The organism is Planococcus kocurii, assembly GCF_001465835.2.
Taxonomy (GTDB): Bacteria; Bacillota; Bacilli; order Bacillales_A; family Planococcaceae; genus Planococcus; species Planococcus kocurii.
Genome location: NZ_CP013661.2, coordinates 1,439,329 through 1,464,278 on the forward strand (window position 1 = coordinate 1,439,329; position 24,950 = coordinate 1,464,278).

Here is a 24,950-nt window from a genome sequence, read left to right on the forward strand (position 1 = left end):
ACAAAATTATTCAAAAATTTAGATAAATATAGGAATTCAGAAGGATATCTGTTCGAAATGTCTACACATTTCTTTTCCTTTGTGCCCTTGTTTGACAGCATAATTTCCACTACGCTTAGGAGGATATCTGTTATTGAAAGAGAGGCTGACATTTTTGAGAAAATATAGAGGACTATTACTAGCAGTTTTCTTCAGCATTTTTCTGGCTGCCTGCAACCAAGGCGTTGAAGATCCACTTGAGTGGGAAATAGAAGATTTTACTTTTACTAATCACAACAACGAAGATTTCGGCTTAGCTGACTTAGAAGGTGACGTCTGGCTTGCTGATTTTGTTTTTACTAACTGCACAACCGTTTGCCTGCCAATGATGGCCAACATGACAGACTTGCAAGAACAGTTAAAAGAAGAAGGATTGGCTGTTGAAACGGTTTCTTTCAGTGTAGACCCTTCGTTTGACAAGCCTGAAGTCTTGAAATCTTATGCAGAAAATTACGGAGCTGATTTAGCTAGTTGGAATCTGCTGACCGGTTATACCTCCCAAGAAATTGATGACTTTGCTATGGATAATTTCCGAACTTTAGCCAGAAAACCTGAAAATGATGATCAAGTTCTTCATGGCACTTCTTTTTACTTAGTCAATAAAGAAGGAATCATTATGAAGGCGTATGATGGGTTGAATCCACCGGTAGAGGATATTTTAGCGGATGCAAAAATTCTATTAACGGAGGAATAATAAATGCAGCAGAAAAAAATATGGATGAGCGTGTTGTTTCTCGTTGCCCTGCTATTGCTACTGCTTTTCTTTATCCCGAGAGAAAACGTGCCAGCGCCAGAAACTCGTGTGATCTTGGAACATTCGTTTAGAACATATATTGCACCTTCTTGCTTTGAAGAGGCGGACGCCACCAACTTTTTAGAAGAAGAAACTCTGGAGAAGGCTCTTGAACTAAATTATCCTCCGCACTCTTCGTGTACAGAAAAAGCATTTGAAGGCAATCGAGACAGTGGTTTTATACGACTTTTGAAAGAACTGGACATTGTCGAAAAAAAATCAAAAGATTGGTAAGAAAAAAAGACGGAGACACTCTCCGTCTTTTTTTCTTATTTGATCACTTTTACACATACAGGCGCTGTCGTTTGGACAATATTCTCAACGATACAAGGCATGCCTGAACAACTCATTTTCAGCGTAGCAAGTGTGTGGGAGTTTTCATTCGCTACTACTAGCCACTCATTTCCTGGAATCAAAGCAAAATGTCTCGGTCCTTCTCCTCCGGACTCTGTCAATCCGAGCGTTTCTAACGTTCCATTTTCCTGGATAGCAAAAGAGGCAATACTATCGTAACCACGGTTTGACGCATAGACAAAACAGCCATCGCTTGAAACTGCAATTTCTGCACTGGTATTTTCTCCCTCATAGCTATCTGGCACTAAAGGCAATAGCTGTAAAAAATCCAGTTTGCCTTCTTGACTGACTTTGTAGACCATCAACGTGGAATTTATTTCGTTTACTGAATAGACAAAAGCTTTTGAGGGATGGAAACTTAAATGACGAGGTCCTGCTCCCGCCTCTGTTTGTACAGCATATTTAAACGTTAAGGCACCGGTTCCGGCATCTAGTTTATAAGTAGAGATTGTGTCGGTGCCCAAGTCCGATACCAAGAACAGATTTTTTCCTGGGATTTGAATAATTGAATGAGGATGAGCGGCGTCTTGCCGATTTTTGTTAGGCCCTCCTCCTTCATGCTTTACAGAAGCTGCCAAATCTCCAATTGCTCCGTCTGCATAAAGCGGATGGACATTAACTGTAGCTCCTGAATAAGTAACGGATAATAGCCATTGACCCGTTTCATCAATTGTCACGTGAGCTGGATGATCACCATTCGAAGATTGGCGATTGATTTCGACTATTTTTTTTGTAGTTGGATGGACCCAGTAACTAACTAGTTGGCCGTCCCCGACTTCACTCGTAGCGACAAAACTTGTACCCGTTGGATGAACAGCAATAAAAGAAGGGCGTTCAATCCCTCCTATACCCATCAGTTCCGTCAATTCGCCGGTCATGCCTTCAAGTTCCCAGAGCTTAATGCCCTGTTCTTTTTCTGATGCATACGAACCTGTCAGCAAATAGGTAGATGTCATGAAATTCCTCCTTGAAGCTAGATGTCATAAAACTCGAAATTGATTTTCTGATTCAAATTAGTTAATTGACAATTCTTATGAATTTTCTATACAGATAAGGTAAAGTAAGCTATGAACCCGACTAAGCTATTAAAAGAGAAAGAAGGTTGCTCATGAGAAATTTCGGTTTGTCCATTCGCGAAAAAAGTATTGTCTGCATCGGATTTATGGGAGTGGGAAAAACCACTGTTGGCAAACTGTTAGCTCAAAAACTCTATCGTAGCTTTGTTGATATCGATGAGGAAATCGAGAAGTTTTATACAATGCCAATTCCGAAAATATTCGAAATCCATGGCGAACAGGCCTTCCGGGCTAAAGAGAAAGAGTTGATTGTAAAGTATAGCCAGCGCCCTCTCAATATCATTTCCGTTGGTGGCGGTGCCTTTTTGCAAAAGGAGATTCAGGATATTTGTATGGCCAATTGCATCGTTCTATTTCTCGATATTTCCTGGGAATCATGGAAAGAACGTATTCATATTCTCGCTGACAACCGTCCTTTGTTACAGGGACGTTCTCTTGAAGATATCGAAATGCTATTTCTAGAACGGCAACGTATTTACTCATTAAATCATTCTAAATTTCAAGTAGATCATTTTGAGGCAGAAGAAGCCGCTGATTACTTGGCAGATGCTTTGAAGTTATCATGGGAAATTAATGCGCCCCAACCGAAATAATACCAGAAGCCGCCATATAGACTTGGCGGTTTTTCATATGGCAAAAAGCGCCGCTTCGTCAGACCGTCTTATACCTGTCAGAGCTCTACAGGCACTTCCGCTTTTCTTTGTCCAGACTCCAGTGCCTAGCTCTTCGGGATATAAGCCTTTCTGACTGTGCGGCAAAAAGCGCCGCTTCGTCAGACCGTCTTATACCTGTCAGAGCTCTACAGGCACTTCCGCTTTTCTAGGAGTACTGTGCTTTTACTGTGTTTAACAACCCTGCTTTTTCTAAATAATGTTCGGGTGCGAGGAACGTGATTGTTACGACTCCTGGGTGTCGACCAATTTCAATTGACCCCGTTATGGTAGCTCGGTTCATGATTTCTGGAACTGTAACGTTAAACAGATCGGCTGCGCGTTGCAGTCCATTTTCTGTAGCATCATTCAAAGTTGGTCCTGTACCGACAAAAGAAACCGGCAGCGACTCTTCTAGCTTGTCAATATTCCATTTTTTTGCAAGCTGTTGAGCCGTCTGTCTTTCTTGTTCTGTAAAAGGTTTAGCCGTATAAGGTAGGTCTTCGACATTCGGCAAGAGAATAGGTCCCGCATTATTTAATCCTTTAACGACATGAACTTCAAGATGAACAATACCGGCAACGTCCGATGTATGTCCAGCAATTTCTCCGTCCCCTTGCATGGCATGCATATCCCCTAGATAAATCCCACCACCTGGTACTTTCACTGGACAAATCAATACGGCTCCAGCCCGAACACGGCTGATGTCCATATGACCATCTGTCCGATGAGTTTCCAATTCTTCCTGTGTACTTGCGTATTCGTGCGGAGCTCCGACAAGAAAAGAACCAAAATCTCCTGCATTATGTGAGTCCGGTGTCGGACGAGAAGGCGTTGTTCCGAGTTGACCTAAAAACGGCCGCATGCGTGCAATGGTTCCAACTAAATCGTGCGGTGCAAAAGTGACAATTGGATTTTGTACAGAGTTCTCAGGCGTTTTCATGTAACCCCGGCCATTTTCCGCAATTGTTTCGGCTGCTTCTTTGGATAGCGTGATTCCTACGTCGCCCTTTTCTCCAAAAAACATCGTATAGCCGTTAGTAAAAACAAATGGTGTCACATCCGCATCGCACTTAGCGCAGCGAATAGCTTCTTGTCCAACACCTCTAATAATGGTATCTGGATACATCGTTCCACAGCCTGGGCATTTTACCGCGATAAAAGGGTCTCCAAGAAAACGACCTTCAACAGGACTGTCATTTCCTGAGGAAGTGGCATGGGATGTTACTTCGACTGATTTAATTTTAATAACGATGCCATCTCCCGGTTCTGCACCTTCGACATAGACGGGCAGCGTCACTTCATGCCCCCCTCGAATACAAGGCGTAATCATCGGCCCCCAACAACCTGGAGCTGTGTGGGCAATAATATGACCTCCATCTTTTATAGGACCCAACATTTCTTTTCCGGGATCTAACACGCCATCAATATACCGGTTAACTAGTAAAGTCTCGACCGCTGTTTTTTTAGCAAGTATTTTTTTATTCATTTCCCTACCCCCAAGTTTTAATATTCAGTTATTTCAAATTATACGCCATGTTCCTCTGCCTTACAATTTTAGGTCTTCTGAATAAAAAATACACATAAAAGTCTTTAGAGACTCCTATGTGTATTGAAAATTTCAGTATAGATAGATAGCTGTTTGGATAAACAATTGGACCATCATGTAAAAAGCAATTGCAAATTTCAAATTAAATTGCAAGCCATTGCGAATTCCACTTAAGCCATTTACGCTACTTAATATAATTACAGGCATAACAAAAGGTGACAAAATGATAGAAATGACACTTCCAGAAGTAACGGCTAATACAACCAATTCAGGTGGGTACGGAAATTGCACAGCCTCCAGAACCCCTGTCACCAAAACGATTACTGGCAACGGCCCCAATCCAATAAAACCTAGCAGGATCACAATGAATGGAATTAAGAACAATATATTTAACAGTGGAATGATTCCTGTTAAAAAATTCATCCCGTTAATAACGTAGTCACCAACATTCGATTGATTTAGCGCATAAATCAATAATCCAGCAGCTACTAAAATGCTAAATTGCTGGGCTTGTTTCGCAATACCTACGGAAAAATAATACCGAATTTCCACAACAAAGTTAGACAATCTCTTTTTACATCCAAAATAAAGGAAAGTCCACACTAAAATGACCAGTGGTATGGTCAGCAAAAATTCCAATCCCGTCGTTTCGTGTACAAAGAAAATCGTTCCAAAAAGAGACACAAATAAAAAGACAAACTCCGCTACGTCTTTATTCCATTTTCCTTGATTGCGTGAATTTCGCATGGCTTTTTCAATTTCTTGTTTCAAAACAAAAGAAAAATCCATCCCGTATTTCTGTTCTTGATAATACGAAAAAATTACTGATAAGACGGTCCCGGCCAAAGCAAAAATAAAGCCGAGCACCATCGATTTCCAAAGAGTTGCTTCTAATGCTTCTACCGCAAAAATGAAACTTGGAATACTGATAACCCACATTGTAGAAAGTCCAAAGCCACGTAAAATAGCTGTTCCTTTGAAATTTTCCCATGCCTCTCCTTTATGATCTTTTAAAAAACGATCAATAAAGTGGTACATCATCGGTACGACACCAAATAACAGAAAATGCGAAATCACTTGAGTCATTGCCATTAATCCAAAATAGAACTTCTGGCTCTTATTTAAAAAGTTGTGAGCATAACTCATAATTTCTTCTATGTAAGGCTCTTCCTTCAAAACCCAGCTAATCATTGGCACGATCAGCAACAACCCAATCAAATTTCTCATTTGCTGCAATCCCAAAATTAAATCGTCTAAGAAAGAATCACTCGTGAAAAACAGTACAGCTAAAGCTGCAATCACTAGAAACAGTTGCAACTGAATTTTCTTGAGAGGTAATAAGAACGCAGCTGACAATAACATGAATACTCCTAAAACAGAAAGTATTAACGTTAACCAGGCACTTTCGTAAAAGTAAGTGATAAAATGCAGCAAGGCATATACTGAACTTGAAATCATAAAACTCACAGCTGCTTTTCGATTCATGATAAATCCTCCTCACTTTTAACAACTACTTTTTCCATTCTACACTTATTTTACAGCTTCACAGTTAAAACCTAGTGCATTGTTAAGCCTGCCTATTCCTTAATGCACGTCCCTGCGGCAGACGGATGTATTCTCTACTCATCATGGGAGCATTGACATGCTAATTTTTTTAATCAACCAACTAAACAAAAGCGTGACTGTCTACAGCATCTATCTACGCTAAGATTTTTTGTTTTCAGTTAATATGTGATATGCTCTGAGGTAATAATGGATTATACAGCAACTTCCTCCGGAAATTAGACTGTATTTCATTGAGCAGGGGATTTCCTGTTCTAAAGCTTGGCTATCGACGAAGTGTTTTAACAGTATAGGAGGAATTAAAGTGGGTGTAACAAAAAATTTCTTTATCGGGTTGTCCAAAAACCAAGCGTTAAATAGTGCCGCTAAAAAATGGGGATTGAAATTAGGCGCAGGAAAAGTCGTCGCTGGGACTGATATCAAGAGCATGATGCAGTCTGTAAAGGAACTGAATGCCAATGGAATTAGTGCCACAATCGATAGCTTAGGTGAATTTGTCCACACAGAAGAAGAAGCCACAAAAGCGAAAGAAGCCATATTAAAAACACTTGAAGCCATACAGATTTATGGCGTTAATGCACATATGTCTGTTAAATTAACACAAATCGGTTTGGACATTGACACGGCCTTTTGCCTAAAAAATATTCAGGAAATTGTAGCAGCTGCAGCTAGTTATGATATTTTTATCAACTTAGATATGGAAGATTATGATCACTTGCAACAAACGCTTGATATTCTCAAAACGCTGCTCCAGGAATACGAAAATGTAGGTACCGTTATTCAAGCCTATCTGTTCCGTTCCGAAAAAGATGTGGAAAACTTGCAAAATGTACGACTTCGTCTCGTAAAAGGTGCTTACAAAGAAAGCGCAGAAGTTTCCTACCAAGAAAAGAAAGAGATTGATGAAAATTATTTAAAACTTATCAAAATCCATCTTCAAGCTCCTGGATATACGTCCATTGCGACTCATGACCACCATATCATTGAACAGGTAAAAGCATTTGTAAAAGAAAAAAATATTTCTCTAGACCGCTTTGAGTTCCAGATGTTATACGGATTCCGCTCAGAAATGCAAAAAGATTTGGCAAAAGAAGGATTTTCTTTCACCACTTACGTTCCTTTTGGTAAAGACTGGTATGCGTACTATATGAGAAGGTTAGCCGAAAGACCTCAAAACATTAATTTGGCCTTAAAAAGTATGATTTCTAAATAACAACAAGAAGCACCTTCGAATTTTCCGAAGGTGCTTCTTGTTATCTAGCTTCTACTTTTAGGTGCTCACATGTTTTTACTTTTTTGATTTTAGATTTCTTACTCTAATAGGCGGCAGATTACGCTGAATATTTTTTCGATGTGTTTCGTACTGCTCGGGCAGCATTAACGCTTCGCCAAGGGATTCTTGGGGTTCGTCTATCGCAAATCCTGGTGGGTCCGTAGCGATTTCAAACAAAATGTCCCCGTATTCGCGGAAATAGATCGCGTTAAAATACTGTCGATCTTGAACAGGTGTTACGCCCAGCCCATAAGTTTCTATCTGCTCTTTCCAGTCTAGTTGATCTGCATCGTCTTTTGCACGCCAAGCAATGTGGTGGACAGTTCCAACGCCCATTTGTCCTGTACCTACTGGAGATAATTTCACATCAATGATATTACCGAGATCATTTGCTGCACGGAAACGCAATAAATCGTGTTCTTCTCCTATTTTTTCGAGTCCTAAAACGGTTTCTAACAATTCAGCTGTTTTTTCAGCATTAGCTGTATATAAAGTTGCACCTCCAAAACCTTTAATAGCCACATCTTCTGTCACTTCTTGAGTTTCCCAATTATTCAGTTGCCCGGATTGTCTTTCCACCAGTTCTAAATGAAGGCCATGTGGATCATCAAATGCTAAATAACGCTCTTCAAAGCGTGTTGTTTTTGAAAATGGAATCTCGAATTTTTGCAGTCTTTTTTCCCAGAAAGCTAAAGCTCCAGTCGGTACTGCGTAAGTAGTAACGCCGACTTGTCCATCTCCGATTTTCCCTTTGTACGCATTGCCCCATGGAAAAAAGGTGATGATGGTACCTGGTTTGGCGGTTTTATCACCGAAATACAGATGGTACGTATCAGGATCATCAAAATTCACTGTTTTTTTTACTAAACGCAAGCCTAATACACCCGCATAAAAATCCACATTTTCCTGAGGATCTCCCACAATAGCGGTAATGTGATGAATTCCCATTGATTTTTTTGTCATTCCGTAGCACTCCTTTAGTTAGTAACTCTATCTACTCATCTTACCATTTCACTATCTCGAATTAAAGATAGCTAGTGACCTGTCACTTATTCGGTTTCTTTTTCAGTATCTTGCTCCGGCATGTTGTCTTTAAATTCTTTTATTTGTTCTTTCTTTTGCTTTTTGACTTTCTTCAACGCTTCTTTGTCTTCTTGTTTGTCTTCTTCGATTTCTTGTTTCATTTCTTTTTCTTCAGATTTGGTAATATTCGAATTTTCCTGTTCTTCTTCTACTTGATCTTTTAAGTGTTCTTTAACTTCTTCAATTTTCTCTGAATCCTCTTTGTATTGCTCTTCTACTTCTGAAGTAGAAGGCAGAAAAGGTTCGTCATTGTAATCCGTTCTTTTACCATAACGCAGCATTTCATAAATAATCAGACCGTTGTTCGGCATACCATTAGCCGTTTTCATTGGTACGGCATCAAATAATACGTAGTAAAACGCATAAAAGACAAACCGATTCCAAAACGTTGCTTGCTCTTCAAACAGGCCATTCGCTATCATGGCGTTTAATGACACCGCTACTATTACATTGACTAAAATAGGACCTGTATAAAGTGCTATATAGGCAAACTTGCCTTCACGTTTTAGTGAATCGTACGAATACCAACTATACAAATGATAATATTTTCGTACGTCGAACATCCCTATTTTGAAAATTCTTGGTCCTGAACCAATTGTCATCCTCGGGTTTTTCACTCCCAAAATCAAGCTCATCAGCAAATAACCTGATTCTCTCAAAAAGACAACGACGGGCAATATAATAAATGCAGAAATAATTAATGCAATTAAATCAGCTAATCCAAACATTCGCCCACTCCTTTCGGAAGCTTTAAAAGCCTCACCTCTTAATCTACCCGCCTTATGTTGCGTTCTGGCATAAACATGATGACAAATACATTTCATTTTGATGAACTTAATTCTTTGGTCGCTATCTTTTTTCTGTTAGCATAGCTATTATATAGAGAAGTTGGACATAATTGGAATTGACGCATAGGACTTATTTAATCTATACCCAAATAGATAGCTATTCAATATAGGCCATTCAGTGAAAATTCAGTTTAAAGGAGAGCTATCGTGAGAGTAAAAATGGAACGCTTAACGCTAAAAAAATGGATTGTTTCTACTTTATTTATTACTCTTTTATTTGTTATGGTCATTTTTGAAGAAGTCACTGCTCCACCTGATGCTTTAGCGTCCATACAAATTACAGGTTCTGCTGCATTTAGCTCTCCACCTACTATTCATGAAATCACCGAACGAGTCACTCGTGTTAAAAACTTATCCTATAATTCTTCTGAAAATAGCTTGTTGGATATTTATTATCCCGAAAATGCACCTGCATCAATGCCAGTCATTTTATGGATACATGGCGGAGGGTACATTGGTGGCTCTAAAGACAGTCGCCAGGATTATGCCATGGCTCTTGCAGATGCGGGCTACGTCGTGGCGAACATTGATTATGCGCTAGCTCCTGAATCGCTTTATCCCGGGCCTGTAGTGCAAGCAAATCAAGCGCTTGCTTATATGCAACTTCATGCTGCTGAATACGGTGGTAATATGAACCGAGTCTTTATCGGGGGTGACTCAGCAGGGGCTCAGATTGCTAGCCAAGTTGCTGCGCTTATTTCCAATACTGAATTGGCTGAAAAGATGACCATTCAGCCGGCTATTTCTAATAGCCAGCTTCAAGGAGCCGTGTTGCTATGCGGCTTGTACAACTTAGATACAGTGAGAGCGACCGCTTTTCCAAACATTGATAAGTATTTAGCAGCTTATACAGGTGTGGAGCCTTTTGAATCGTTCTCAAAAATTGATGAACTTTCCACCGTTCAACATGTCAGTTCTAATTTCCCGCCTGTGTTCATTACAGTTGGCGATGCAGATCCTTTTGTATCTCAGTCAACCGAACTCGTTGACGTTTTGCAATCTCATGATATTCCAGTAAACTCTGTCTTTTTCGAAGGTACTCAAAAAAACCTGAAGCATGAATATCAATACGATTTAAGTATGGAAGATGCTCAAGAAACACTGCAAAAAACGATTCAATTTCTTTCTGTTCAGGGTGAATAAAAAATGAGCAAGTCGCGAACTCGCGACTTGCTCATTTTTTAAATTCACCCTTGGTTTATTGCATTATCTTTCACAGTTGCTGCTGCACGTTGACGATTTTTAGAAGGCAGCATATTGAAAAGAATATTTAAGACAATAGCGGTAACACTGCCGGCAACGATGCCATTGCTAGTCAAAATTTGAACGCTTGAAGGCAGTTGTATGAATAATTCAGGAACTACTGTCACGCCAAGACCAATTCCAACAGAACAGGCTATAATCATAGAATTATCTTGAGAATCCGTAACAACAGTGCTCAACATTTTAATACCTTGTGCAATAACCATACCAAACATCGCAATCATCGCTCCTCCGAGAACTGATGGAGGAATGATCGTTGTCACAGCAGCAATTTTCGGAACAAATCCAAGCGTCACCAACATAATAGCTGCAATGAAGATAATTTTTCGTGATTTAACACCAGACATTTGAATCAGACCGACATTTTGTGAAAAAGCAGTGTACGGGAACGAGTTAAAAATACCACCAAGAACAATGGCTAATCCCTCTGCACGATACCCTTTTGCTAAATCTTTTTCTTTAATGTTCTTTTTTGTAATGTCTCCAAGCGCAAAGTAAACGCCTGTCGATTCGACTAGTGACACCATCGCCACTAAAATCATTGTTAAAATAGCAGGTAATTCAAATGTCGGCATTCCAAAGTAAAAAGGCTCGACCATATGGAAGTACGAGGCATTGGCAATAGGGGAGAAATCCACTTTCCCAAGCAAGGTAGCAGCAATTGTCCCAACGACCAATCCTAAAAGAATCGCGATAGCTTTCATAAAACCGCTAGAGAATCTAAATAGAAAAACGATAAACAACAGCGTTCCAAAAGACAAAGCAATATTGGTTAGTGAACCGAAATCACTGGCACCTTGTCCGCCGCCCATATTGTTGATTGCAACCGGAATTAACGTAATTCCGATTATGGTAACGACCGTACCCGTAACGACTGGTGGGAAGAAACGAACAAGACTTCCAAAAAATCCACTGATCAAAACGACAAATAATCCAGAAACAAGAATAGCACCATAAATAGCGGATATGCCATATTGTCCCCCAATAGCAATCATTGGTCCAACTGCTGTAAACGTACAGCCGAGCACTACCGGAAGTCCGATACCGAAGAAACGGTTGCTGACAATTTGAAGAATCGTCGCTACCCCACAAAGTAAAATATCAATGGCAACCAAATACGTTAGCTGTTCTGGCGTCAGTCCAAGTGCTTCTCCAACGATTAGCGGAACTAATACCGCTCCTGCATACATCGCTAATACATGCTGAAATCCTAAAGCCGTTTCGCCCAGCATCTTCTTCATTGCGTGTTAGCCTCCCCGAAAAATGACACTGTCCCATTCTCCAAAGACTCAATATTCGCCAATGTTTCCACGCGGATGCCACGTTCACGAAGCAATTTGCCTCCGGGCTGGAACCCTTTTTCAATAACGATACCGATGCCTGCAAGTTTAGCACCTGATTGTTCAACGATATCTAATAATCCAAGAGCTGCTTGACCATTAGCAAGAAAATCATCCATTACTAGGACTACATCATCTTGTTGAATAAAATCTTTTGATACAGAAATATCGTTAGTTTCATTTTTAGTGAATGAGTGGACACTAGCTGTGTACATATGATCAACCAATGTTAGCGATTTACGCTTTCTTGCAAATACGGCAGGTACGCCTAAAACTAACCCCGTCATCATCGCAGGTGCAATACCCGAAGACTCCAACGTTAAAATTTTTGTGATGCCATCATTTTTAAAACGCAATGCAAATTCTTCTCCAATTGCTTGCATTAATGGTGGATCAATTTGATGATTTAAAAATGAATCTACTTTTAATACCGATTCCGACAAGACTTTGCCGTCCGATAAGATTTTGTCCTGCAATTTTTTCATAACCGTCAGCTCCCTTTCTGTCACGGCTGAAGGCATGAAAAAAAGCCCTCAGAACGTGCATCCATCCATATCATGAGTGGAGCAATGTCCTTCGAGCTTGAATTCGAAAGGAAACAACAAGAATAGACACCTAAAAAGGCCCAATCCTTCTGTTTCGTTGCTTCTCATAGTCAGTTTATTTAAGGTAAACTGGTAGAAACTTGCGAGCCATATTCTCGCTGTTATATGAGTGAATCGTATTTGAATGGTCTTATTATAGCACGCTACTGTAGCTTTTCAAGCGAGCCTCGATTTAAAAAAGTATTCCATTTTTTCAGATAAAAACAGTATCTAGTGTTGATAAATAGTTATCTAGTTCCTAGTAAATCATTTCTGGATTTTTTGGGATACTTCACTTTTATAACTAGAAAAAGATGGCTGTTGAGTTAGCAGCCATCTTTTCTCTATTAATTATTAATATACTTCTCAAACACATCTCCGAAATCTTTCACGTGGTATTGGTTGCGAACGGAAGTCATCCACGTAAAACCAAAATCAGTAAGCTTCGAATATTCGTCTCCTAACGCAACTTCACCCACTCGCGAGTTTTGTAAAATGGTAACGGCCTTGTTCAAGCTGTCATTTGCCATATTGATAATAATTTCGTTTTCGTGTGTGCTTTCAGCAATTCTCAATAACGATTTGTAAAGGTCCGTTAACCGATTTGCCTGTTGTTTTTGAACATCAATTTTAAAAGGCAGCGTTCCTACAGCAAAGGCAAGTTCAATATCCAAGTCGATTTTCCCAGCAGTTTCGAGAACAACATTTGAAATGGTGTGCTGAGAATAAGGGAAACGTCTTAATGTTCGTTTAGACGACATTGCACTTTCACCATCAACGTGAATGATTGCGAGATTTGTAAAGCAATATTCATCCGCCTTGGTCTTAATTAGAAAATAGATTTTCTCTCCGTCTTCGTGCATCACGTAGTCGTCAGAATCCGTTTTATCGAAATCTTGCGGGTCAATTATTTTTCCTATGTCCGATAAGCCAAGTGCTTCTGAAGCCATTTTTTTAAACATTTTACTCGTTCCCCTTTGCCTGTAAAGTAATAGTCGTTCGAGTTGATTTTATCAAAAAAACGAGCAGAGCGACATAATTATCCAGCTCTTCTTTTAGCTGGTTTCTTGAAAAAAAGGTTCTATATCGGTCGAACTAAAGGAATAGTTTTACCACATTGCGTAAGAAATCATCAAACTATAGAGCACAATGGAATCACTGGTTCTATTTACTATCGTTCACATTTATTGAATTTGTTCTTCAGTTCTTCTGTCCACTTTATAAGTGAACTCTACCTCTACTTTTTTACCTGCAGCTAGATGTACACGAAATTCCAGTTTATTGGACTGCTTTAATTCGTAATCATGACTAGACGATTCCATCTGCCAGATCTGTTCGAAAACCTGATGAGTCACTTCGATTCGTACAGATTCCGATTTTTTATTTTGCAACTCGTACACATAAGTCACGTAGTCAAAATGTCCACTTCTGCTGCGTTTTTTCTCCCGGCTTTCACTACTGATATCAAAAGCTTTTCCGATAGCTAACGATACTTTTTGCTGATTCGTTTTGTGGGTCATGGCATCTTCTCCGATGAACTCCATTTCGTCATTACTGTCTTGCTCATATACTTTAACTATTCCTTTAGGTAGCGGAACACCTAGCTTGTTGTCCACGTTATTGTAAAACTCCACACGAACTTCTGCCTGCTGACTACCCGATTCAACTTTATAGACCTTTCGGAAATCTACTCCTTGTATTTTCATCAATCTGATTTGCTTTGTTTGATCCTGTAAAATGGTCACGGGGCGGGCCATACTATACATGTGGTAATCCTCGAAAGTGTGCTCTTCAAAAAAAGACTCCTGTTCCTCTGTAGCTGCAAATAGCCGCGCTTGTGCATGCAACGGGTGTGCCTCTTTGTATCGATTTACGTTTCCTGAAGTCAACTTGAGTCGGCTTTCGAAAAAATCGATCCCACTATCATTAGAAAGTTGAATCCAACTCGTGAGATTTAAATAAGATCCACGGATTTCCGCGACGTAGTTTGCTTGCCATTTTAATCCTTTTGTTAAATAAGAAATCCCCACTTCAGTAGCCGTTTCAACTGCCACGATCTTACATACTAACGTCGGTCTCATCAAAAGCCCCTCCGGCAGCGAAGGTAGGATCAACTGTCCAATCGGATCAATAGTGATTTCTCCGGTATCGAGTTGTTCCACAATAATGTTACCTGACGTGCTCAATAAACGAACTTTTATCGCTTCACCCAATTCTGCATTGTTTACAGTAATAACCTGACCGATATACCAGTCTAAGAGTTTTTCTTTGCTAATGAAGTTGGTACTATACGTTTTTTCTAGTACTTGGAGCCCTTCGATCAATACGGAATCTGCTTCAATCTCTGAAGCGACATCCAAAAATTGAATGTCAGTCACTGCTTTGTTTTCTGGAACCATCCGCTTTTCTTTGACCATTCCAAATCCATCGTTATAAACAGTCAAACCTGAAGACGTCACTTGTTGGCGTGTTGATTGAAATTTCATCCAAATCTCCCCTTCCAAATCCAACTTGTCTAGCGGTTAAAATACGCTCTTACATAAGCAATGGTTCCCAATCGACATTGTTCTGTCAGAGGAGATTTTTTCGGATGCACGAGTTCTCCATACAGCAATTCTCCTAAAAATCTCAACTCTTCTTGGTACCACTGGTTTTTTTGGTGATCATAGACATCTATTTTGACATAAATCGCTGTTTCTCGTTCCACAAAATCGGTAACAGTAATTTGGCAGTCCATGTTGGTTCCTCCCGTTTTTTACTCTTCACTTTCCTTGTATTCTACCACCTCTCTCGATGATTGGCTTTTCATTTTTAATGATTGAATTTTTCTCCATCAAAAAAGACTCAGAGCTTTCACTCGAGTCTTTGTTCTTAAAATAAACCAGTCGCTTTGCCATCATTTGTTACATCCATCTTCAAAGCAGCAGGTTTTTTTGGTAAACCTGGCATTGTCATAATGTCGCCTGTTAGGCACACTAAAAATCCTGCGCCCAGTTTCGGCATAATTTCTCGTATAGTAATCGTAAAGCCTTCAGGACGACCTAATAATTTAGGTTGATCTGATAATGAGTATTGCGTTTTTGCCATACAAATCGGCAATGAATCCCAGCCGAATTTTTTCAATTCAACTAACTGCTTTTGCGCAACATCAGACAACTGAATGCCTGCGCCTCCGTAAACCTTTTGAACAATCGCACGAAGTTTGTCTTCAAATAGATCTTCTTCTTTATAAAGATAATGAAAGTCTGTTGGACGCTGCAATTCTTGTTTGACTAGCCTGGCTAAAGTAATTCCACCTTGCCCGCCCTTTTCCCATACTTCCGTCAGTGCAATGGCAACGCCTTCGATTTTTGCCCAGTCTAACACGACAGCTAACTCTGATTCGCCATCTCCAGCAAAGCGATTGAGTGCTACGACGGGTTCAATTCCGAATTGACGGATTGTGTCTACATGCTTCGCCAAATTGACCATACCGCGCTTGACGGCATCTGCATTTTCTTCTGACAACAGATCCTTTGTCACACCACCGTGCATTTTAAGCGCACGAACAGTTGCTACAATTACAACCGCATCCGGATGAAATCCACCTTTTCTGGATTTAATGTGCATGAATTTCTCAGCACCTAAATCTGCACCAAACCCTGCTTCTGTCACTACGATGTCCGCTATTCTTCTAGCTGTGTTCGTTGCAATGAGCGAGTTGCAGCCATGTGCAATATTGGCGAATGGTCCGCCATGTATAATAGCGGGCGTCCCTTCAATTGTCTGAACCAAGTTGGGTTTAAAGGCATCTTTCAACAATAAAGTTAACGCTCCTTCAACTTCAAGGTCTCTGACAGTTACCGGCTCTCTATCGTAAGTATACCCAATCACCATTTGTGCGAGTCGCTCTTTCAAATTCTCTAGCGAAGTCGCTAAACACAAAACCGCCATAATTTCTGAGGCTACAGTGATGTCAAAGCCATCTTGACGTGGCACGCCTTGTCCAGGTCCACCAAGACCAATCGTTACTTGGCGTAGCGCGCGGTCATTGATGTCCAATGCTCTCTTCCACGTAATGCGACGCGGATCAATATTGAGGGTATTGCCTTGGTGTAAGTGATTATCAAGAAACGCAGCTAATGAATTATTGGCTGACGTGATGGCATGGATATCTCCCGTAAAATGCAAGTTTATATCTTCCATCGGTAGCACTTGTGCAAAGCCACCACCCGTTGCACCACCTTTTACACCCATGACCGGACCTAAAGATGGTTCACGGAGAGCTACTGCCACTGATTCATCCAATTGTTTAAAAGCATCCGCCAAACCTACCGTTACAGTAGACTTCCCTTCTCCAGCAGGTGTCGGACTAATTGCCGTTACTAGTACGACTTTCCCTAATTTTTCAACAGGTGGCAACTGATCTACATTGATTTTCGCTTTAAAATTCCCGTATAATTCCAAGGCTTCTTTAGAAATGCCCGCTTGTTCGGCAATTTCCAAAATCGGCAGTATAGTCGCTTTGCTCGCAATCGATAAATCAGTAAACGCCATGAATAAAATCCCAACTTTCAATTTTTTTATTTAGTATAACCTGTTTTTCAATAAAACAAAAAATAACCGCTTTTCTATCTTTCAGAAAAGCGGTTGATATGTACCGGTAAACAGAGAAGAATCCTTTAGTCTCTAAGATTTACAGACAGTTAAAATGTTGACTTTTTTTAAAAAGTAAATCTTGCATCAAAATCGCAAATCTCCGATAATGGCCAGTTCCGGAAAGTCTTCCTCCATTATTGCCAATAAACTATTTTCCTCTAGCTGATCATATAGCTCTTCTTCATCAGCTTTTTGGATTGTTTCCAAGCCTTCTGTTAGATCATGAAATTTCAGAATGTATTTTCTCTGATCGTCTTTAGTCAATACATAGACATCAAACGGCTTGTATTTTTTCACTTCACCCACATCTTGATGTTCCACGATTGATGCCGCGTCTAATTTATCGAAATGACTATAAAGAAAAGCTTCAGAACGTTTTTCTTCGGCTGAGATAAAACTCATCTTTGCGTAATGCCGGTTGATAAAGCGTTCCGACAAGCGTTGGTGGAACGAAATGGTTTCCCATTCCACATCGTTGCTGTACTTTTCAATAAAACGTTCCGATAAGACTTGGTGACGTGTAACGAGTAGCCAATCTACTTGATTTGCATGTCGATGAATTAACGGCATCGGCAAGTACTGATAGCGGCTCAGTTCATGCCACGCTAATTTGTTCTGATGCCTCTCCATAAACGCCGGCGACAAGCCCTTGGAATTCGCCAATTGTTGCTTCATGGAGACAAACTTCCAGTAGTCTCCAGCATCAAACGGTTTCCCTTCTTTTTCAACTAGCTTTTGCTGTTTTTTGCTGAGTTGTTCTACATTAATCGGCTGCCATTTCTTTTTAGTCCCATAATTTTCGATAAAACGTTCCGACAGTTTTTGCGCTTTAATAATATCTTCCCAAAACAAGCGACTTCTATACTTCTGTATGAAACTCTCGGATAATTCTTGATAGCGTGAAATCAGCTGCCAGTTAACTTGATCTAAATTTTCTTTAATAAAGTTCTCTGACAAGGATTCTTCTTGGCAAATTTGACTCCATGGAATCGAGCGTTTATCTTTCAAGTTTTTTGCTTCCATTAGTTCTACTAAAGAATTAAACATAGTAACCACTCTCTCTTTACAGTTTGTTACTGTCCATACTAACATGCCTTTCCGCGAAAAACTCACAATAGACATAGCAAAACCCTTGCCTCTAGAAATAGAGGCAAGAGTTTTGCTATACGTCCTTATTCACTACTTTTTCATTTTAGCAATTGCTACAGTACATCTCGAAATACAAATCAATTTTTCATCTTCATCAACGATTTTAATATCCCAAACCATAGTTGTGCGTCCTTTATGGAGTGGCGTACCGATGGCGGTTACTATTCCGTCCTGCTTACCGCGCAGATGGTTGGCATTGATTTCTAACCCTACAGCGATTTCCGTTTCCTGATCGATTAAATTCCACGTTCCCATACTCGCAACCGTTTCAGCCAATACTACGGATGCACCTCCATGCAATAGCCCAAAAGGTTGATGAGTCGCTGCATGGACAGGCATCGTCGCTATGACTTTTTCTGGAGTAACCTCGGTTACTTCAATTCCTAATGCACCTAAAATAGTTTCTTTCATTGATTTCATTTGCACGTTAACATTCTCCTTGTCTGTATATCCCCTAGTTATTGTTATCCCTATTTATCGTCTTTGGCATAAAGTTCACGCAACAGAAATTTCTGTATTTTACCGCTGGCATTTCGTGGCAGTTCATCGACAAACTGGTAAGATCTGGGCCGCTTAAAGCGTGCAAGGTTGTTGTTATCGAGGCAATACTCTTCCAATTTCTCTTCAGTGAGTGATGTGTCTTTTGCAACAATAAATGCCATCACTGCTTCGCCCCATTTTTCATCGGGAATCCCTAAAACCGCAACATCTTGAACCATGTCGTGTTCATGAAGAGCATCTTCCACTTCACGCGGATAAATATTTTCTCCACCGCTAATAATCATGTCGTCAACTCGATCGGACACAAACAAATAGCCATCTTCATCCATATACCCTAAATCACTCGTATGGTACCACCCTTTATATAGCACACGGGCCGTTGCCTGCGGACGATGGAAATAACCACCCATCATGCTCGGTCCACGAACAATAATCTCTCCCACCTCAAATGCTGCTAATTTGTCATCGGGTTCAGAAGAACCTTGTTCTTGTGTCCGAACGATTCGAATTTCGTGGTTAAAAGCCGGTTTTCCAGCTGAGCCTGCTTTTGTCAACTGTTCATCTTCAGCAAGAAAGGTAATCGCTGGTCCCATTTCCGTTTGACCATAAGCTTGGATCAATGCAATTCCCAGTACTTCTTTAACTCGCTTTACGAGTACAGGCGCCATCGGAGCTGCTCCATACAGCCCGCGCTGCAAAGTTTTCACTTTAGATGCGGCTCCTTCTAATTCGGTCATCATGCTCCACATTGTCGGCACAGCAAACATAACCGTAACTCTTTCGTTTTCAATGGTCTCGATTGCCGTCTGCGGATTAAATTGATGCATGATAATACTTGAAGCGCCGGCCTGAACGCGTGGAATAACGCAGCAATGTAATTCTGCACAATGAAACATGGGTGCGACGACTAACCCCACATCATTCTTCGTATACTTTAACATTGCAATGCACGTCATACTTTGTTCCGCCATGTTGCGGTGGTAGTGAATTACTCCTTTTGGTCGTCCTGTTGTGCCACTTGTATACATAATCGCGTAAATATCCATTTCATCTACTTCTACAAGCGGATCTGTTGCAGACGCCGCATTGACTTGTTCCCGATAACTTATTGCGTAAGTAGGAACCGTATCGTCTATAAACCAAAATTGAATACTCGGAAACTGGGAAGCTATTTTCTCAACTGTATCTTTTAAAGCTTCTTCAAAAAGAACAATTTCTGGTGTCGCGTCATTTAGAATATAGGCTAACTCTTCGGGCTTCAAACGAAAATTAATGGGGTTGAAAACGGCTCCTATTTTTGCACAAGCAAATAAAGCAGTAGGCAATTCACTATTATTGAAAAGAAAACTTGAAACACGATCCCCTTTACAGACACCTGCAGCAATTAGCGCATTTGCTAAACGATGAACTTCATCACTCCACTGTGAATAGGTCCATCTTTTCTCTCTTCTCATATCTACCAGCGCTTCTTTATTTGGATACATGCTTACTGTCTGATCGAATACTCTGCCAAGTGTTGCATACATTTTGTGCTCCTCCTTTTGATGAAACCATTTGTTCTATCAAATTAACTATATGATGTCAGAAAAAAACCAATATTGCAACAACTCTAAATCTATCTTAAATCAAGGCATTAACTGGACGATGTTTATATCACCTGTCGCTATTGCAAACGATTAATTTAATATGTTTTTTTGCAATAAACAATCATTTAACAAGAGCTATTAACTTTTATTAAAACTGACCGATATTATTTTGTGTAGGACCTCCGTCTGCCTGTAATTCTTCAACTAAACATTCCTTATTTAAAGATTTAAAGTCAAATTATCATTACTTTTATTTTTGTAACACAAATGTAATATTGATTCTTATTGCCTATATTGAATTAATTATATAGAATTAAGAAAATTACAAAAACAATAGACTAAATAAATAAGATTAGAAAAAGGGGCTTGAGAATGAGAAGAGTTATTTTTACTTTAGTTGCTGCTACTGCATTATCGATGGCGATTGGGGCTTCCAACACAGAAGCAAGCACATATACCGTTAAACCAGGAGACACATTATGGAAGATCGCTTCTAGTAATAAGGTTTCAGTTGATCAGCTGTTATCGTGGAATAAGCTACCATCTACTTCGATTCATCCAAATCAGACCATCAAAGTCGCAGCTACTTCGGCTACCGCTCCACCAAAAAATACCGGAACTAAAGCACCAGTAATCTCTACTAGTATATATACAGTCAAAGCCGGGGACACTTTGTCACAGATAGCTCGAATTCACAGTACCAACGTGAGCTCTATTCAAAAATTGAATCAGCTACCTGATAGCAATATACGTCCCGGCCAAAAGCTAACAGTCAGCGGCAAGGCACAAGCTAATACACCAACAGTTACTAAACCCAATACATACCGCGTAACGAGTGGAGACACATTAACAACTATTGCAAAGCGGCACGGTGTTTCCGTTTCGCAATTAATGAGTTCTAACAGCTTAAAAACAAGTTCGATTCGTCTGGGCCAAGTTTTGATAATTGATGGCAGTTCAGCCACTGGTCAACTGGTCACTGTTTCGAAACCAACTACTACTGCACCTAGTTCTGGAGCCATTTCTACAGTTATTGCTATAGCCAACTCTTCATTAGGTACCCCTTATAAATGGGGAGGAGCTGCACCAGGTGGATTTGATTGTAGCGGCTTTATTTATTACGCATACAATCAGGCAGGATTCAACGTTCCGAGAACTAGTACAACAGGCTTTGACGCAATTTCTTCTCCTGTGAGTTCTCCACAAATTGGCGATTTAGTCTTCTTTAAAAATACGTATCGGGCCGGAATTTCACATATGGGTATTTTTATTGGGAACAATAGCTTTATTCACGCAGGTGGCGATCGTGTTCAAGTGACAAGTCTCAATGACAGCTACTGGGGTTCACACTTCGATAGCTTCCAACGCCTAAATGTTACGAAATAAAAATAGAAACAGTACCGGTCCAACCGGTACTGTTTTTTTGCACACATTCAACGGCTCATTAGAATAGAAACTCCTTAATTATAGTTATTATCATTTAGTATTGATTTTAATTTAAAGGGTGATATGATTAGAAGTATAGTGTTTATATTAAAATAGAAAATGAGGTGTTCGATTTATGACTACGAACAAAACAGGTTTAACAACTAGCTGGGGGGCTCCAGTAGGAGACAACCAAAATTCTCAAACCGCCGGACAACGCGGTCCCATTCTTTTGCAGGACGTTCATCTTCTTGAAAAGCTTGCACATTTCAACAGAGAACGTATTCCTGAGCGTGTAGTTCATGCAAAAGGAACAGGCGCACACGGTTATTTCGAAGTAACTCAAGACGTTTCAACATATACGAAAGCGGCTTTTTTATCGGAAGTTGGTAAGAAAACAGAGATGTTTGCACGCTTTTCAACTGTTGCTGGTGAACTAGGCTCAGCGGATACAGTTCGCGACCCACGCGGCTTTTCTTTAAAGTTCTACACAGAAGAAGGAAACTATGATTTAGTCGGTAATAATACGCCAATCTTCTTTATCCAAGACGCGATTAAATTTCCAGACTTTATCCACACACAAAAGCGCGATCCACGTACTCACTTGAAAAACCCTAACGCAGTGTGGGACTTTTGGTCATTGTCACCAGAATCATTGCACCAAGTAACTTATTTGATGGGTGACCGCGGAATTCCCGCTACACTTCGTCATATGCACGGTTTTGGAAGCCATACATTCAAATGGACCAACGCTGAAGGTGAGTCGGTTTGGGTCAAATACCATATGTTAACTGAACAAGGCATTCAAAACATCACACAAGAAGTTGCTGACAAAATCGCTGGCGAAAATCCTGATTTCCATACAGAAGACCTTTTCAATTCAATTGAAGAAGGCGACTTCCCTGCTTGGAAAATGTATGTACAAGTTATGCCTTTAGAAGATGCCAACACATACCGCTTTGATCCATTCGATGTGACTAAAACATGGTCTCATAAAGACTATCCACTAATGGAAGTTGGCCGCATGGTACTTAACCGCAACCCCGAAAATTATTTTGCTGAAGTTGAGCAAGCTACTTTCTCTCCAGGCACTTTGGTTCCGGGTATCGACGTATCTCCAGACAAAATGCTTCAAGGCCGTTTGTTCGCATACCACGATGCACATCGCTACCGTGTAGGCGCTAATCACCAAATGCTGCCAATTAATGCAGCGAAAAACCAAGTGAATAATTACCAACGCGACGGCCAAATGAACTTTGGCAACAACGGTGGTGGTTCTGTCTACTATGAGCCGAATAGTTATGGGGGTCCTACTGAAACTGCAGCTGCTAAACCAGCTCCACTTGAAGTATCTGGGGTAACTGATTCGGTGCCTTATTACAAAGAGGATTATTACACACAGCCAGGCGATCTTTACCGCTTGCAAAGTGCTGAAGAACAACAACGTCTTGTTGCAACTTTCGTCGGCGGCTTAAATGCTGTTGACAAAGAAGACATTAAACTTCGTCAAATCAGCCATTTGTATAAAGCAGATGCTGAATTTGGGACACGCGTTGCTGAAGGTCTTGGTCTTGCGGTTCCAAATCTTACAGAAATAAAATAAGTACTTGATAATATCGTTTCTATTTTCTCAATTAGCCGTTTATCCAAAATGTGGATAAACGGCTTTTTATTGTTTTTAAACCTAAAAAAAGACCATTGCTGGCCTTTTTTCTACTCTTCAATTTGATCGGCTAGATTATTAGCGATAATTTCTGCCAAATCAGAGCCATTTTGAATACATGCTCCGATTCCGACACCAAAATAAGAGGAACCTGCTAATTTAATACCCGGCACCAATTCTTCCATTTTCAATTCTAACGCACTAAGAGCTGTTTTATGGCCCATGTGATAATTTGGCATTAAGTTTTTCCAACCAGTCACTTCGACAGCCAAAGGTACATCTTCAATTCCTAAGCTTTTGCGGACATCTTCCATCGCTACCGCTGTCAATTCTTCTTTTGTTAAACTCTTTAACCTACCGTAAGATGGGTGTGAACTCTTGTAAAATAGGCGCACGAGTAATTTATGGTTTGTGGACGTATGACGCCACTTCCGACTCGTCCACGTACAAGCATTGCACTGCAAATCACTTTCCTGCGACACAATGAATCCCGTCCCATCTTCAGGCAGTCGATCATCTGGAATATCAAATCCAAGATAGACACTAATCAAGGACGAATTCAGAAACTCATCAAATTCCGTGTCCAGCTCCGCTATTTCTAAAAGTTGCTGCGCTACTTGATGAGGCGTTGCTAAAATTACATAATCTGCTTCTATTGTCTCGCCGTCTTCAAGCTCTATTCGGTAGTGTGCTGCTTCTTTTTTGACGGCTTTGGTTCCAACTCCCTTAATTATACGGGCATGGTGTAACTTATTTTCCAATTCGTCGATTAACACCTGCATACCGCCATCAAATGAGATAAATTTTTTATTGGCCGCACCTTGGAAAAATTCTTTATTGGCTTCGAATCCTTTTATGATACTGCCATACTTATTTTTGTAATCAACCAAATAAGGTAATGTCGATGCCAAGGTCAATTCATGAAGGTTTCCAGAATAGACTCCCGATAACACAGGCGCAATCTGATTTTCAACCAATTCTTTCCCTAAGAAAGCTTCGAGAAAATCCCCAATTGAGCTATCCCGCGTAAAGCTTTCGTTCATACTATCTAAATCTTCTAACGCTCTCTTTTTGCCGTCGTCAGAAACAAGCGTTGAACTAAACAAAGCCTCTTTACTCATCGGAATACCAAAAACAGTATCTTTCGGAATAGCATGCAGGACATTATTGGCATATAAATATGAAATTCCTGTGCCGTTGTAAACCATCCGTTTTTCCAAGCCTAACTCTTCTATTAGTGGCAGAACACTGGCATGACGTGCAACGATAGAATCTGCCCCGACTTCCATTACAAATTCCGAGTCTTTAACCGTTTTGATCTTCCCGCCTAATTGTTCCTTTTCTTCAATCAGTACTAACTCCATATCGAGATGTTCTTTCAGGTTTAGTTTTTGTAAATAATACATTGCGGAAAGACCCGTAATTCCCCCGCCGACTACAACAATTTTTTTCAACTCAATCCACTCCTTGCCTATACTTATATTCTACCAACACTTTCAGTTGTCAGCCTAATTGTTCATGTCTTTTTTGATACACTTTTAATCTCTCTGCGTGTTAGGATAAAGAATAGATA

At 40.2% G+C, this 24,950-nt stretch carries 22 protein-coding genes and 1 riboswitch; of the genes, 7 read left to right on the forward strand and 15 right to left on the reverse strand.

Translation table 11 applies throughout. The features are described 5' to 3' along the window. Positions 1–154: 154 nt before the first annotated feature. Positions 155–733: an SCO family protein gene (locus tag AUO94_RS07060; protein WP_058386980.1), complete on the forward strand. Its 579-nt coding sequence runs from the start codon at positions 155–157 to the stop codon at positions 731–733. A gap of 3 nt (positions 734–736) precedes the next feature. Next, the gene (locus tag AUO94_RS07065; RefSeq protein WP_058386559.1) at positions 737–1,066 is read left to right on the forward strand and encodes a hypothetical protein; all 330 of its coding nucleotides are present in this window, start codon (positions 737–739) and stop codon (positions 1,064–1,066) included. 35 nt (positions 1,067–1,101) lie between these two features. Here AUO94_RS07065 and AUO94_RS07070 read toward each other — a convergent pair whose 3' ends face one another. Then, the gene (locus AUO94_RS07070) at positions 1,102–2,142 is read right to left on the reverse strand and encodes a lactonase family protein (RefSeq protein ID WP_058386560.1); all 1,041 of its coding nucleotides are present in this window, start codon (positions 2,140–2,142) and stop codon (positions 1,102–1,104) included. Positions 2,143–2,294: 152 nt separating this feature from the next. Between AUO94_RS07070 and AUO94_RS07075 the strand changes: the two genes are divergently transcribed. Further along, a complete protein-coding gene (locus AUO94_RS07075) occupies positions 2,295–2,855 on the forward strand; it encodes a shikimate kinase (RefSeq protein ID WP_058386561.1) in 561 nt (186 codons plus the stop codon). Positions 2,856–3,081: 226 nt separating this feature from the next. On the opposite strand, the gene AUO94_RS07080 is transcribed toward AUO94_RS07075, so the two are convergent. Then, positions 3,082–4,401 (reverse strand): acetamidase/formamidase family protein, encoded by a 1,320-nt coding sequence (locus tag AUO94_RS07080; protein ID WP_058386562.1) that lies wholly within the window; start codon positions 4,399–4,401, stop codon positions 3,082–3,084. 132 nt (positions 4,402–4,533) lie between these two features. Then, complete coding sequence (locus AUO94_RS07085; RefSeq protein WP_058386563.1) at positions 4,534–5,946, reverse strand: hypothetical protein; 1,413 nt, start codon at positions 5,944–5,946, stop codon at positions 4,534–4,536. Positions 5,947–6,328: 382 nt separating this feature from the next. Between AUO94_RS07085 and AUO94_RS07090 the strand changes: the two genes are divergently transcribed. Next, positions 6,329–7,237, forward strand: coding sequence for a proline dehydrogenase family protein (locus AUO94_RS07090; protein WP_058386564.1), 909 nt, complete (start codon positions 6,329–6,331; stop codon positions 7,235–7,237). Positions 7,238–7,312: 75 nt separating this feature from the next. On the opposite strand, the gene AUO94_RS07095 is transcribed toward AUO94_RS07090, so the two are convergent. Both AUO94_RS07095 and AUO94_RS07100 read right to left on the reverse strand, forming a co-directional pair. After that, positions 7,313–8,260 carry a ring-cleaving dioxygenase gene (locus AUO94_RS07095; RefSeq protein ID WP_058386565.1) on the reverse strand — a complete coding sequence of 316 codons (948 nt, stop codon included), beginning with the start codon at positions 8,258–8,260 and terminating at the stop codon, positions 7,313–7,315. Between the two features lie 86 nt (positions 8,261–8,346). Continuing rightward, on the reverse strand, positions 8,347–9,108 hold the full coding sequence (locus tag AUO94_RS07100; RefSeq protein ID WP_058386566.1) for a hypothetical protein: 762 nt from the start codon (positions 9,106–9,108) through the stop codon (positions 8,347–8,349). Between the two features lie 267 nt (positions 9,109–9,375). Between AUO94_RS07100 and AUO94_RS07105 the strand changes: the two genes are divergently transcribed. Beyond that, positions 9,376–10,371, forward strand: coding sequence for an alpha/beta hydrolase (locus tag AUO94_RS07105; protein WP_156423933.1), 996 nt, complete (start codon positions 9,376–9,378; stop codon positions 10,369–10,371). A gap of 44 nt (positions 10,372–10,415) precedes the next feature. On the opposite strand, the gene AUO94_RS07110 is transcribed toward AUO94_RS07105, so the two are convergent. From AUO94_RS07110 to AUO94_RS07150, 9 genes are all read right to left on the reverse strand, one after another. Continuing rightward, positions 10,416–11,732 carry a nucleobase:cation symporter-2 family protein gene (locus tag AUO94_RS07110; RefSeq protein ID WP_156423934.1) on the reverse strand — a complete coding sequence of 439 codons (1,317 nt, stop codon included), beginning with the start codon at positions 11,730–11,732 and terminating at the stop codon, positions 10,416–10,418. Continuing rightward, a complete protein-coding gene (locus AUO94_RS07115) occupies positions 11,729–12,316 on the reverse strand; it encodes a xanthine phosphoribosyltransferase (protein ID WP_058386567.1) in 588 nt (195 codons plus the stop codon). Before AUO94_RS07115 ends, AUO94_RS07110 begins: the two co-directional genes overlap by 4 nt. Positions 12,317–12,463: 147 nt before the next feature. Beyond that, positions 12,464–12,565, reverse strand: a riboswitch (purine riboswitch). A 197-nt stretch (positions 12,566–12,762) separates the two neighbouring features. Continuing rightward, positions 12,763–13,377 carry a PH domain-containing protein gene (locus tag AUO94_RS07120; RefSeq protein ID WP_058386568.1) on the reverse strand — a complete coding sequence of 205 codons (615 nt, stop codon included), beginning with the start codon at positions 13,375–13,377 and terminating at the stop codon, positions 12,763–12,765. A 222-nt stretch (positions 13,378–13,599) separates the two neighbouring features. Then, the gene (locus AUO94_RS07125; protein ID WP_058386569.1) at positions 13,600–14,901 is read right to left on the reverse strand and encodes a DUF4139 domain-containing protein; all 1,302 of its coding nucleotides are present in this window, start codon (positions 14,899–14,901) and stop codon (positions 13,600–13,602) included. 29 nt (positions 14,902–14,930) lie between these two features. Next, positions 14,931–15,152 (reverse strand): hypothetical protein, encoded by a 222-nt coding sequence (locus AUO94_RS07130; RefSeq protein ID WP_058386570.1) that lies wholly within the window; start codon positions 15,150–15,152, stop codon positions 14,931–14,933. Positions 15,153–15,286: 134 nt separating this feature from the next. Further along, positions 15,287–16,951, reverse strand: a complete 1,665-nt coding sequence (locus AUO94_RS07135; RefSeq protein WP_058386571.1) for a formate--tetrahydrofolate ligase — start codon at positions 16,949–16,951, stop codon at positions 15,287–15,289. A gap of 186 nt (positions 16,952–17,137) precedes the next feature. Continuing rightward, positions 17,138–18,100 carry a hypothetical protein gene (locus tag AUO94_RS07140; protein WP_058386572.1) on the reverse strand — a complete coding sequence of 321 codons (963 nt, stop codon included), beginning with the start codon at positions 18,098–18,100 and terminating at the stop codon, positions 17,138–17,140. Positions 18,101–18,232: 132 nt separating this feature from the next. After that, on the reverse strand, positions 18,233–18,622 hold the full coding sequence (locus AUO94_RS07145) for a hotdog fold thioesterase (protein ID WP_418054999.1): 390 nt from the start codon (positions 18,620–18,622) through the stop codon (positions 18,233–18,235). A gap of 50 nt (positions 18,623–18,672) precedes the next feature. After that, positions 18,673–20,229: a fatty acid--CoA ligase gene (locus AUO94_RS07150; RefSeq protein WP_058386574.1), complete on the reverse strand. Its 1,557-nt coding sequence runs from the start codon at positions 20,227–20,229 to the stop codon at positions 18,673–18,675. A gap of 432 nt (positions 20,230–20,661) precedes the next feature. On the opposite strand from AUO94_RS07150, the gene AUO94_RS07155 reads away from it, so the two are divergent. Continuing rightward, on the forward strand, positions 20,662–21,675 hold the full coding sequence (locus AUO94_RS07155) for a C40 family peptidase (RefSeq protein ID WP_058386575.1): 1,014 nt from the start codon (positions 20,662–20,664) through the stop codon (positions 21,673–21,675). 175 nt (positions 21,676–21,850) lie between these two features. Then, a complete protein-coding gene (gene katA, locus AUO94_RS07160; protein WP_058386576.1) occupies positions 21,851–23,317 on the forward strand; it encodes a catalase KatA in 1,467 nt (488 codons plus the stop codon). Positions 23,318–23,427: 110 nt separating this feature from the next. On the opposite strand, the gene AUO94_RS07165 is transcribed toward katA, so the two are convergent. Next, positions 23,428–24,831 carry a protoporphyrinogen oxidase gene (locus tag AUO94_RS07165; RefSeq protein ID WP_058386577.1) on the reverse strand — a complete coding sequence of 468 codons (1,404 nt, stop codon included), beginning with the start codon at positions 24,829–24,831 and terminating at the stop codon, positions 23,428–23,430. Between the last annotated feature and the right edge of the window lie 119 nt (positions 24,832–24,950).